This window comes from Pseudomonas sp. 43A, assembly GCF_013363935.1.
In the GTDB taxonomy this organism is placed as follows: Bacteria; Pseudomonadota; Gammaproteobacteria; order Pseudomonadales; family Pseudomonadaceae; genus Aquipseudomonas; species Aquipseudomonas crudilactis.
On record NZ_CP054880.1, the window covers coordinates 1,677,119 to 1,690,363 of the forward strand.

Here is a 13,245-nt window from a genome sequence, read left to right on the forward strand (position 1 = left end):
TATGGAGAACGACCATGGGTAATGTGTTCAGAAGGTGTCTGCGCCTGACAAAGCGCAGCGCGTGGAGCAGTCTGGTGCTGACGCTGGTGGCCGGTGCGGCATCGGCTGAAGTGCATGACATTGACGCCACTTTCGAACCGGACTTTGCCAACCCGCAACGAAATCAGTTCAAGAACCAGACGCCGTCCGAGGGGTTCTGTCGCCAGATCCCGCAGGCTTGTGAACCGATCGGTCTGTTCAGTCTGATCGCGCGCATTCCGTTCGCGGCCAATGCGCCGATTCTGGCCAACCATACCGATCCGCGTCAGGGCGGCATGGCGCGGATTCCGTCGGATTGGCGGGATGTGCAAGTCACCCATTCGTCAGGCGATACGCACAAATTGCAGATCAGGATTGCCGGGATCGGTCACGAACTGGCGTTGCCGCGACCGGTGAACGAATTGACCGGAGGCGGCTGGTGGGACGAGCTGTGGGAAGGCGGTGGCTGGACGTATGCTCCGCCGCCCTGCCAGGGCGTCGGATGGAACAGCGCCGGCCCCTCGGGCTACAACAGTTTCTGGAGAGTACCGGAAGGGGCCGGGACCTGTGCGAAAAAGGCGCTGTTCGACATTCCGCAGGCCATGCGCTACCTGTATTTCGGCTATGCCTACGAACTGCGCACACCGGATCCGCTGAAGATGGAATCGGGCGACTACACCGGTTCCATCACCTACACCGTCGGCCCGAACCTGGATTTCGACATGGGCGATGTGATGATCCCGTCCGACTCGATGCTGACCCTCAATTTCAATCTGAAGGTCACGCACACCATGAAGGTCGATATTCCTCCCGGCGGCAACCGCGTGGTGCTGGAGCCGCTCGGGGGCTGGCAGTCCTGGCTGAATCAGGGGCGCAAGCCGACCCGGCTGATGCGCGACCAGACGTTCACGATTTCGGCATCGAGCCGCTTCAAGATGAGCATCGAATGCCAGTACGTCATGGGCAACAACTGCGCGCTGTGGGAAGCGAACGCCGGCCATGAGGCACCGCTGGAAGTCAGCGTCAGCCTGCCCAACGGGTTGACCGATGGCGCGGGGCAGCCGGTCAATCGCCGCCGGTTGCTGCGCGATGGCAGTGGCACCGAGTTGTTTCAGCCCGGGTTCTATCTGGATCGCAAGGTCGGCACGCTGCATTTCGAAGTGGCCCGTGACGCGGTGGATGAAATGATCAAGGAGGGAACATCGCGCCGCTATTCCGGCAACGTCATGGTGATCTGGGATTCGGAGGTGGGCTGAGGTCACCAGCCCCGGGAAAGGGGCTGGCCTGGTTCGAGATTCAGAGTCCGGCCCGGCTCAGCGCCTGGCGGGTCAATTGTCGGGATAAATCGTTGCGGGCATAACCGATGTCCTTCACCAGTCTGTCGTAACGGGCCTGGCTCATTTTTTCGCCGCTGAAGACCTCAACGTGGGCAAGCTGCAATTGATCTGCCAGAAGCATTATTCGACGGGCGAGCGGGTTCAGGCGCGACAGATCACTTTCGTCGACCCATTGCGCCTGCGCCTGGCGCAATTCATCGAGCAGACTGATCTTGTTCGCGGCATGCATGTCGTTTGTCGCGTAACGATCCGGGTGGGTGTTGCGCAAATGACGCTCCCAGAAGGCATCGCCGTACAAGTCGATCATGCCGTTGACCAACCCATCGCCGGCTTCACGTTTGATGATTGCGTCGTAGGCAGCATCGATGGTCTTTTTGCTGACACCCGAGGCTGGTTGAAAAGGAATGTTTTCGGCATGCCAGGGCAATTCCAGGCGTTCGGCCAGTCCTGTCTCGAATGCGATATGCACGTTCATTTCATGCGGTGGCGGTTGCGTCGGATCCAGCCGGGTTCTTTGTGCCTGGCGGCTGACCTCCTCGTTGGCCAGGTCGCTCATTCGGTCAAGACGCGCAGCGCCATGGGCCAACCGGACCAGTTTGTCGTCCAGCACCTCGACCGATGGCGACTCGGCGTAGGCTTTGGCCACCAACACATCGATGCCCATGGCGTTGAAAAGCTGGGCGCCGGCATTGTTGATGTCTTGTGGCGAGGTGATTTCGCTGAACAGTTTTGCGCGCAGTCGCGAATCAACGGCGACTGCATCGATCATTTCCCAGACCCGCCTGGTCAGGTAGGGACGTGACGCTGCGTTCTGGTAGAACCCGTTTTTTTTCTGGTAGGCGATGACAGCAAAAAAACCTTCGGAGCCGGGCTCTGCCCACACGTCATGCCAGGACTCCTCGCGGTACTTTGCGAGTTGCGCCGAGGGGCTGAACCCATGGTCTTTGGGCAGATCTCGCCAATAGGAAAGCTCATTGCCGGCTGCGGGTGATATCACTTGCTGTGCGGTCAAACCCGTGGACTCACGGTAGTCGCCGTAACGGATCCGGTCGAGAGGGGCAAGCCTGCCCGGATCGAATCGCGCCCGGCTGAGGATGAACGCCTGGTCGGAGCCGGGCGTGACCTGCGGCAGGGTATCGATCGGCGCCTGGCGCATGTCCAGCATGAAACTGCGCAGACGCGGTGTGTCCATATCACCGACCTTGAACAGACCTTGGGGCCAGGTCTGGATATCGGTGTTGGCCAGACTCAGCTCATTCAACCGATCCATCCGCCCGATATCGGGTGGATGGCGCAAGGGGTTGCCGTTCAGGTTCAACGTTTGCAGCTGTGTCAGCTCACCGAACGGCTCGTCGGAAGGGCTGGTCAGGCTGATTTTGTTATCGGCCAGATCCAGCTCCCGAAGCTGACGCATCCTGCCAATCGCCGGTATCACTTGAGTCAGCCCGCACTGGCGAGCGCTCAGTTGATTCAGATGCGGGAAGCTGCTCAGCAAGCCATCGGCGGCTTTGGAAAAGTTTGCGTTGTCGAGGTTCAGGGCTCTGATCCGGGCCAGGTGCAGGTCGATGCCCGGTTGCTGGCGCAGCGCCCGCCACCATTTTTCAAGGTCGGGGCCGGAAAAATCGGCGGACAAGTCCAGGGCGTAGCCCTGTTCCGGATGGTTGCGGCGTTCACCGAATATCTCGCTTTGGCGTTCGAAACACTGGAGCAAGCGCTCCTCGAGATACCGTCCGCCATTGTGCAGGTATTCTCCGGGTGGTCCTGGAATGGTTTCTCCGTAACTGTCGGTGTCCTGACGATAGCTGTCACGCCACCGCTGCAAGATGTCTTTCAGTGACTTGCGATCGTTCTCCAGTCGCTGGATGGCCTCTTCGTGACCGCCGTTGCGCTTGAGCACCTTGATGAACGTCTCGACCTGCCTTTCGTTCATCTTTGGGTACAGCTTTTTGATCCTCTGCTCTGGCGTTAGCTCACCGAAGAATGTCGGCCAGCCGCGCACCAGCGTTTCTGTTTCAACTGTCGCTACCCGGCGAATGGGCGGTTCGGCCAACAAGGTTCTGCGCTCGCTCGGCGCTGCGGTGGTTTCCATGATCCACGACTTGAACCGGCCAGCATCGGCGCCTTTTTCGCCCAGTGCCGTGCGTTTGCCCTCGGGCAGGGCATCGAGCGTGGCCTGATAAAAATCACTGGGTTCATGAAGGGCGCGGTTGTTGCCATCCAGCACCTCGTACTGGCCGTGTTCATTGCGGACGAGCCGGCGTACAAGGGTGGCGTCATCCGCCCCCGCGCTGCAACGCAACGGACCATCATGGACGCCATCGCGCACTTCAATGCGCAGATCGGCGAAGGTATCGGTGTGCACCTTGAGTGCGTTGAGTGCCAGCCGTTCGGTGTCGGGCACCACGCTGTCGTCGCGATAAAAACCCTCATAGGCACGAGCAGTGGAGGCTTCGAAATTCAGTTCCCGGGCTTGAGCCTTGATCCGCAGCGGCAAGCGGTTGTCATCGACGATACGCTGCACTTCAGCAGGACTGGCCTGGGTCAGGAGTTTTTCCGCCAGCGTCAGCGGCATTTGAGGGAATGTCTGTTGCACCACGCGGATATCGGCCTTGTTCGACCGCTCGCCAGCCTGGTACAGGCGCTCGGCCACCTCGCCCCGACGGGCCAGCACCGCCTCGGCCAAAAGATCGCGCAGGGCCTGGGGACGTTGCGCAGCCGCCACGTCACGACCGAGCAGGGCCTTGCACTCGGCATCATCGAGAAAGCCTGCGAGGCGTTCGGGCAATTCGCCGTTGTTAAGCTCTGCGTGGCTGATGTTCAGGGTGTTCGCCTCCGTCGCGGCGGGGTTGCCGTATTGGCGTGAGTGCCCGCGCAAATCGGCATGTTCATACACTCGCAACGCCCGCTCGCGAGGCCATCCGGGCAAGCCGGTGGTAATGGGTTCAAACCAGACGGCGTCGGGGGCAAGCGGCTGGCCGTCGCGAATGTGGGTGCTTGATCGCTGGACGTCGTCATACGTGCCAAAGCGCTTGATGGTGTCGGCCAGCAAGGGTGGCGGCGGGCTGTTTTGGTCATGCATCTGGCGCAACGCATCGGTGGCGGTGCCGCTGCTGATGCGGATCTGCTCAAGCTCAGTGGGCGTGAACCGTTCGACGTTGTGGCCCAGGCGCTGCATCAGGGTCTGATCCGCCCAGTCGTGCGGACTTTCGGCTTCGTGCAGCCAGGCACCATGCTCGTTGTGCTCGATCTTCGGCCGGTAGGCGTTGGGGCGTGACGGGTGTTTGATCCGGTGCGTTTTCGAGGTCGGTTGTGTCGAGGCTTTTTCGACGCTGTAGAGTTTGCCTTCCAATGGCAGCAGGGTTTCGCGGCCCATCTGATGCAGGCCATGCCCGTCGGGTTTCGAAGCGGCCGGCAGCATCAGTTTCGTTTGTTCGTAAGGCGCCAGATCCGGGTGCCACAGCGCCGGTTTGCCATTGGGCAGTTTCACCGGTTTCATGCCTTCGACCAGCGGTGACAGCTTCAACTTGAAAGCGTCGCCGATCTGGCTGCCGGCGCCGAATGCCGCCAGTTGAATGACGTTGGTGACCACACTGATGATGTGTTCGCCCATTTCCTGCCAGAGCCCCTGCGCGAGGTCGACCAACCCTTCGATGACGTCGGTGGTGAGCTGGTAAGCCGTGTAAACCATCATCAACTCGCCCAGCCCCGGCACGAACGGTGTGGCGATCAACAGTGCGGCATTGAAGATGTCCGAGACGATCTTCTTGAAGTTGTCCCACCAGGCCCAGCGTGCCTTGCTGTCGGCATCGGCGGTGGACACGGCCAGTTCGCGGGCATCGTTGAGGATCTTGTCGAGTTTCTTCTGGTAGGCGTGTGTCCAGTAGTCGGGTGCCAGCGGCACGTGCTGCAACCGCAGTTGCGGCTTGGCCACATCGTCCTTGCGCCATGCCGGGCGGCTGTCGTCGGGATACTCTTTCTGGTGATACCTGACGATAAACAGGCGTTGCTCAAGTTCGGCAAAAAAGTGTCCGCGCTGCTGCTGGTCGACAAACTGGCTGAAGTACTGCTGGTAGCTTTGCCTGGTCACGGCGCTGACTTTGTTTTCGCGCAACTGGCGCGCCAGCTCGGCCTGGAAAGCCTGCGGCGACGGATATTCCTTGAGCGGATGATCGGGGTCGTTGGGCAGGTAGGCAATCAATCGATTGATCCCGCGGCTGTCGCGCACCGCCGGGATCAGCAGCAGGATGCCGGTCAGGCGCGTACCGAGCATCGACAGGTCGCAGCATTGCTGCCGTCGGCCGTTGAGCATCAGCCGGGTCTGCCCCTCGGCCAGCGCGAGCAGCGTTTTGTAGGCGTCGTACTCGATGTCGTGGGTGAGCAACGCAATGTGCGCGGCGACCGCCAGGGCATCTTTCTGGCTTTGCGTCACTTTGTGTTGCAGCACCGCCTTCGCGACCGGTTCATCAGGCAGCAGGTAGCTTTCGAGGTGCTTTTTGTACTGTGCGCCGATGTCCAGTTCCCGGCACAGCGCCTGGAACTGACGGATGCTCATCGTCTGTCTGATCGGCAGCACATCAAAGTTGCCGAGTTTGTCGGGTTTGCTGATGAAGTCCGAACCGTCCGCGACCTGCTCGTTGCTGGCGAAGTTGTGCAGGGCGGCTTGCAGCAGCGATACCTGCCGGGCGGTGACGCCGTCGGAGAGGTTGAACGCATACCAGGGATTGCTTTTTGGCATGTACAGGCGCAGCCACGTTCGCTCGATGTCGCTATCGCTGTCGGTGTCGCTGGTCAATTCAATGCCGTAGCGTTCCTTGAGCATGGCCTGCAGCAATGGGGTGGCGAAGGCGGTCAGGTCGATCCTGGCCAGCAAGCGGTCGACCTCGTTCTGCGAACCCCAGGCTTTGATATTGGCGACTCTGAGCTTTTCCAGATAGGCAGTTGGTGCGTTGGCGTACCAGGCTTGGGCGTTCAGTGGCGTCGCCGCCAGTGCCTCGCCTCGAGCGACCGTGGCGGTCTTGAAGTTGTCATCGATTGCGCTGGCGATAAAGTCGTAGTGCCGCCCTTTGTCCGGTGTTGCTGCAGGCACGGGGGAATCAGACATGGCCAATCATCCTTGATTGTTGGAGGAATGATCAGCCTACCTGCGAGGGGGTAAAACAAAAGTTCAAAGATCAGCGGGCAAGTGGCGATACGGGGCGCTAACCCGACGAAAATTCGAATCTGAAAAATACATGGATACCACCCGCGAGCGAGAAAAAACGTCACCCTGAATCAGAAATACCTGACACGAATTGTTACCTCGCTAACGGCTGCAACGGGCCGGTCATGGCTACGCGGGGTGCCTCCACCGGACGGCATTGCGAGTCGCTGCCCGGTTGCAGGTAAGGCGTCAGAATCGGCGCCATGCCCTTGAGCACCTGCACCGGCAGGGCCGAGGTGAATTTGAAGTTCTCCGCCGAGCGTCCCGGAACGAACGCGGTGAGGGTGCCGAAATGGTGATCGCCGATGTAGAACACAAAGGTCGCGGTGCGGTTGATCGACTTCGAACTGAGGATACGTCCACCCGAACCGATGGCTTCGATCCGGTTGTCGCCGGTGCCGGTCTTGCCACCCATGGCCAGCGGACTGCCATCGGCCAGTTTGAAACTGCCGGAAACACGTTTCGCCGTACCGGCGTCCACCACCTGCGACAGTGCTTCGCGCATGGCATTGGCGACTTCCGATGGCATTACCCGTTTGCCGACATGCGGGTCATTCACCAGACGGGTTTCGTACGGTGTGTCGGCAGCGAAGTGCAGGCTGTCGATGCGCAGGGTCGGCATGCGCACGCCGTCGTTGAGGATGGTGCCGATCAGCTCGGCGAGTGCGGCCGGACGGTCGCCGGAGCTGCCGATGGCGGTGGCCAGCGAAGGCACCAGATGATCGAACGGGTAGCCAACTTGCTGCCAGCGCTGATGGATTTCCAGAAATGCCTCGATCTCGAGCATGGTGCGGATGCGGCTGTCGCGAGCACCCTTGTGTTTGCTCTTGAACAGCCAGCTGTAGACTTCCTGACGTTCGAAGTGACTGGCCTTGACGATCTGCGTGAACGTCGCGTCCGGGTTGCTCAGCAGATAGCCCATCAGCCACAGGTCGAGCGGGTGCACCTTGGCGATGAAGCCCTGATCCGGCAAGTCGTAGGTACCCGGGCCGTAGGCGTCGTAGAGCCTGATCAGGCGGTCGTCGGTCAGCTTCTCGGTGAGCTTGGCGCCTTTTAGGTGCGAGCGCACGAAACTGTTGAAGTCTTCCTGGCTGGCATTGGGCAGCAGGTAGCGGTGTACGGCGGCCATGCGGATCGGCGTCGGGCGCATGCTGTCGAGGAAGGTTTCGAGACGCGCCTGGGTGTCTTTGTTTTTGTACTTTTTCCAGAATTTGAGCAGGAATGAGGTGCCTTCGCGGTCGGCGAAATTCGCCAGGTATTCCTGACGCCGCGGGTCGCGGTCGTCCTTGAGCAGTTCGGCGCTGCTGTTGGGGCCGGAATAGGTGACGTAGCGCACGACATCGCGCATCAGGCGAATGAACGGCAGGTTGATCGACTCACGCAGGGCATCACGCAGGGTCGGCAGGCGGCCGTTGTCTTCCTTGCGAAAGTTGTGGAATACGTGCAGCCCGCCGCCGGTAAAAAACGCCTCGCCGGGGCTGGCCGAGTATTTGCGGTCCAGTGCGGCGCCGAGCATCTTCGACAGGTCGTGATCCTTGTTCTGGATCAGGTAATCGATGACCCATTGGCTGAGGCGGTCCTGATCCGGTACATCGACTTTTTTCAGTTCCGGCACGCTCATGGCGCCGTACTTGTCGTGCAACTCGGCGATGATTTGCAGGTAAGTGGTGAGCACGCGCATCTTTGCCGTGGAGCCCAGTTCGAGCTTGCTGCCTTCGTTGATATCGAAGGGCTGATCGGTACTGTCGGTCTGCACCCGCACGCGCGAGCCGTCCGGGGTCAGTTCGAACAGGGTGAAGCTGTAACGAACCTGAGTGGTGCTGGTGGGTGTCAGCAGGCGTTCACCGAGCAGACCGATTTCGCCAGCGTAGGCCGGGTCGGCGAGTTTTTTCAGGTAGGCGGTGGCCTGGGTTTGCAGGTCACCTTGCAGGGTGCTGGTGGCCGAAAGATCGAGGCGATCGAGGTCGTACAGCGGGCGGTTGAGCATGCTTGCCAGACGACTGCGGGCAACACTGATGCCTTTGTTGGTTTCAATTGGCTGGAGGGTCGGCTGGGTCTGCCAGTCGCGATAGCTGACGGTGCTGGCCAGGGCGGCATCGGCGAGGGCTGTGTCGATCACGCCGTTCTGCTTGAGCAGGCGCAAGTGGCTGTCGGTGAGGTCGACGAGTTCTTCGCGGCCCTTGGTCAGGTAATGCGACGGCCGACGCTGGGCGATCATCAGCGAGAGCATTTCGCGCAAGGCCAGGCCTTTCTCCGCCATGGTTTTCGGGTCGCTCGCCGGGCTGTTCAGCTGTTCGTTGGCTTTATTGAAGTCGGTGCCGTACCAGACGCGCAAGCCTTCGGCCATGCCATGCACTTCACCGTGACCCGGCACTGCCGACAGCGGCACGCTGTTGAGGTAGTCACGAATGATGTTTTGCCGTGCACCGAGGGTTTGCGGGCCAGGTTGATAAGCGCGAACGCTGGCGGAAATCATCTGGCGAATCTTCTCGGCACCGGACACGGTCAGGCCATCCGGTGAATGCCGATATTTCTCCAGCTGTGTCGCCAGAGTACTGCCGCCGGCCGACTGCCCCGGCAGGTGCAGCAACTTGGCCACTTGCGACCACGCGGCCATACCGAACCGCGGCCAGTCCACGGCCGGGTTGGCCAACGGCTGTTTGGTGTCGAGCAGAAAGCGGTTTTCGATGAACAACAGGCTACTGACCACCACCGGCGGGATGGCCGCGAAATTCGAATACAGTTGTTGCGGATAGTTGTACTTGTACAGCGGCGCGGCGCGGCAATCGGTGATCGACAGTCCGGCCTGGATCTTCTCCGAATACGGCACGAACAGGCCTTTGTCGGTGTAGCTGAGCAGGGCGGGCGAAAAACGCGTCTGCTCGGTCACGACATAGTTGCGCTTGAGCAGACGCGGCAAAAATTCATCGAGAGCGCTGTAACCCAGGCGCATATCGAACGGCCCGTTACCCGGATAACGGATCGCTTCGCTGGGCCCCGGCTCAAGCTTGTAAGTCAGGGACGCCGCATACTGGCTGAGTTCGCGGGACTGGAAACGAGAGGTACGCATCTCCTTGGCAGCCGCCAGCCCTACCACGATTGCGATAATCAGCAGCAATAACCAGAAAGCCTTCCACCCGTGCCGGCTGCGGCGAGGTTTTTCAGGGACAGGCGCTTGATCATCCACACGTTCAGTCGGAACCACGGCTTTACTCGAATCGGTTTGCCACAAAGCGCCCATAGTCGATTGATCCATTCACGCAGATTGATCGGACTTGTCTGAAGCTTAGACGGTGGTTGGCGCTGGTGAAAAAAATGTGCGGTCGCGGGCGGCCGGGAGGTACGGCACGGAACATGCGATGCGATGTGGGCGGGTCGAGAGACTTCGCATCAAAAAAACACACGTGTAACTTTTTAGCAGCGGTTATTTTTATGTATTCAAGTTGCTAAAGTCTGGTAGTACTCGAGAACTTCGGCTGTTGAATGTTTTGGTGTTAACTCGGCGCTCAATTTTATTTGTCTGGGATGACGCCATGTTTGAATTTCGTGGTCAGGTTTTTAGTATTGCCGAACATGTTGATATTGTTGCCGCCGCAACGCCTTCACCACTGTTGAAAATGTCAAAAGAAAATCTGGAGATGTTAAAAGGTTTTGATGCCAATGCACCGCAATGGTTAAAGAGTGCGTCGCCGAAACAACGCGAAGAAGCTCAACGCCTGATAGAAGAAAGTGTGACGGCGCACACGTTGCTGAATAACGCCATGGCATCGGTGAAAACACCTCATGAATTCGCCGCACCATTGCTGACAAGGGCCATCAAGGAAAGGTCCGGCCTGGATCTGGACGTCAATCGGGTGCAGGTGGATTTGTCCGGTAAAAGTGATTTTCACACCTCGCAAGTTGCGCCCGCTTCGCTGCTTGACGCCGCCCTGCATAACTGTCCGGCTGAAAAAAAGGCAATGTTCTTCTTCAAGCCGAATTGCTATATGACGGCGTCTGGAAGGGGGACTGTCGAGGTCGGACTTGGTGTTCATGAGTTTATTGAGTTGTGCAGGCTGCTTGATATCGGCAAACAGTATCAGGCCCATTTGCATACTGCACTGCGCTGGGATGACAGCAGTGCTCGGGACAAGCTGAATAAACTGTTCGTCAACTACCAGAAAGCAGCGCTGAAGGCAGCGAGTTACATTGCTTTATGTAAGGGTGATATTCGCCGGGAACATTTTGAAGCGTTGATGTCGAGTGTCGAAGGGAAGGAACCCGTTCACGTAGACGGTAAGACGCTGTGGTATCGCAGCTTGAGTTTCAATGAGTTGCCCGTGCACAGCTGTATCATTTTCGAGATCGCCGACCCGGACGATGAAAGCATTCTGGACGACCTGCTGCCGACCGTTGACGGTTACGCCAATAACGGTTTCATCGCTTACATTCCTGACGATCCCGATCATCCCGTCAAGCACTACGCAACAGTGACGGCACTCAAGGCCCGTTTGATCGAACAGTTCGTGCGTCGCGCTGAAAGTGACTCGCCCAAAGCGCCAACGGCCTATCAACAGTTCTTCAGCCGGTTCATGCGTTACAAGGATCGTTCGACGTTCTACTACAGCTTTACCGAAGAGGTTCCAACGGCGTCAGGCAAGCCACGGCTGTGGGATCACGAAACCCGTCGGCAAAAACATCAGCCCGATTTTCTTTTGCAGCTCAGGGTGATGGACCCATCGGGTGATCCATGGGCCCAGCACTATGACATCTGGACAACATTGCAGCGCGAGTTCAACCAGCGGATTTTCAGCGATGCCCGCGATGCTGCTGTGTCCAATGCCGATGCCGACGTGCGGGATGAGCAGTCCTTGCTCTCGGTATTCCTCGAAGTCGGCCTGGCCGCACTCAATGTGCTGTCTTTTGCCGTCCCGCCATTGGGGTTGGTCATGCTCGGGGTGTCGGCCGTGCAAATGATGGACGAAGTACTGGAAGGGCTTGAGGAACTCAGCAAGGGCGATAAGGAAGCCGGTTGGCAACACATCACCGACGTGCTGGAAAATATCGGTATTGGTGTGGCGTCTCTTCCGTTGTTGGCCGGCGTTCATTCGGAGTTCACGCCGATTGAAACGCCTGCTGGACAGAAGCGTTTGTGGAAGCCTGACCTGGCACCTTATCGAAGCGACGTCTCGTTGGCAGACGTGAAACCTGATCCACAGAATCAATTTGCGCTCGGCACCAAGCACTATGTGAAGGTCGAGGACGGCGTCTTCGAGACAGTCATCGAACCGGCCACCGGGCAATCGAGAATTCTTCATCCGCACAAACCGCGGGCTTACCAACCGCTGGTTGAGCAAGACGGGGCTGGCGAATGGCAACATGCGTTGCCATCTCCTTCGACAAAAGTTGAACCGACACCTGCCGGGTTCGGTAACAGGCAGTTTCGTCGCTATGCCGTCAGGCCGTCCGAAGTGTCCCGCCTCAGCCCGGCAGGCAAAGGGATCTTGCAAAGTGCTGACGGACAGCGCCGCTATATTCGCAATATCGATGAACGTGGCAAGGTCGCGGTGTACCGCATCAAGAATGATTTCACCCTTAACGCCGAGGTTGTCGACGTGATCCTTGTCGATTCCGCTTTCAACGAACTAGCGGCTCGCCGGTATCGGCAAGTGGCGCCGGATCAATGGCAACCGCAGTCGCTGTTCGGCGGCAATATCACCGGTGATCCGCATGAGACGGACATCGCCGGCGAACCGCTGCCAGGTACCTCTGGCAGGCCGGTCTGGGTGCGCCCGCCTTTCCAGCGCGAGCGTTTGCCCAACGGTCTGTGGGAGCCTCGGATCGAAGTGGTCACGCTCAACGATGTTCGCCATCTTTCCTACGACTGGGGGCCGTTTGAATTTGTCCCTTTCACCAGCAGGCCGACGAATATTCATCAGGCACTGGCGGCCCCGCAATTCGATAATCTTTCTATCAGCACTGATCTTTTCAAGTCCCAGTTCTGGTCGGATATCCGCAAGATAGATCCGCAAATGACCCATGCCGAAGGAGGAGGGCAGATGATTTTTTCCATGCAAAGGATGACAACTTCCGGCGTGGTTGAAGGCGAATTCAACGCTATCAGCGTGTGGAGCACTCCTGACGAACTGCCACATCAGACCAATGCGTTATCGGGGTATTGGGCGCCTCAGGGAGGATATGTCGACATTCCCGTTCACCCTCGATGGGGTGAGCCCGATCATGTGTTTACACCTGGGTTCAGCGGCTGCTCTTTTATCGTCGATCAGATGGGGGAAAACGTCCTGCGCGTAAGACACGTGGAAGCTGGCAAAGAAGCTGCTCAATACAACGATCTGCCCGGCCACGAACATGGTTGGGGATTGAGTGCCGCCATGGAGTTTCCGGATTACGGCATGCGTAATGATGAAAACGGCAACGCGTACATGATTCTGACGGGGTTTGCTTACATGAAATATGAGCGGACTACGGGTGAATGGGTGCTTCACTACCAAGCCCAGTATGGTGCCCCGACCATTGCACAATATTCCGTTAAAGATCCCGGTTTCTTTGACAAGCCAACCCGAGTGGCCAAGGCTTTTTTTCAGGATAAGGTCATCAGAACCGGTTCCAAAGTCGTGAAAACCGTGGTCACCCCGACACGGCAAAGTAACGCAGCTTGATGGCAGATTCCTGGGGATAAAAACGCGCGAT

4 protein-coding genes are annotated in these 13,245 nt (G+C 58.7%); 2 read left to right on the forward strand and 2 right to left on the reverse strand.

Annotated features, from left to right (window positions below; genetic code table 11):
- The first annotated feature begins 14 nt into the window (after positions 1 to 14).
- Positions 15 to 1,274 (forward strand): hypothetical protein, encoded by a 1,260-nt coding sequence (locus HUW52_RS07480; protein WP_175553291.1) that lies wholly within the window; start codon positions 15 to 17, stop codon positions 1,272 to 1,274.
- A 40-nt stretch (positions 1,275 to 1,314) separates the two neighbouring features.
- Here the strand turns inward: HUW52_RS07480 and HUW52_RS07485 are convergent, their stop codons facing one another.
- Positions 1,315 to 6,456: a dermonecrotic toxin domain-containing protein gene (locus HUW52_RS07485; protein WP_175553292.1), complete on the reverse strand. Its 5,142-nt coding sequence runs from the start codon at positions 6,454 to 6,456 to the stop codon at positions 1,315 to 1,317.
- 193 nt (positions 6,457 to 6,649) lie between these two features.
- Positions 6,650 to 9,796: a transglycosylase domain-containing protein gene (locus HUW52_RS07490; protein WP_175553293.1), complete on the reverse strand. Its 3,147-nt coding sequence runs from the start codon at positions 9,794 to 9,796 to the stop codon at positions 6,650 to 6,652.
- A gap of 292 nt (positions 9,797 to 10,088) precedes the next feature.
- Here HUW52_RS07490 and HUW52_RS07495 point away from each other — a divergent pair, with 292 nt between their 5' ends.
- Positions 10,089 to 13,214, forward strand: a complete 3,126-nt coding sequence (locus tag HUW52_RS07495) for a dermonecrotic toxin domain-containing protein (RefSeq protein WP_175553294.1) — start codon at positions 10,089 to 10,091, stop codon at positions 13,212 to 13,214.
- Positions 13,215 to 13,245 lie beyond the last annotated feature (31 nt).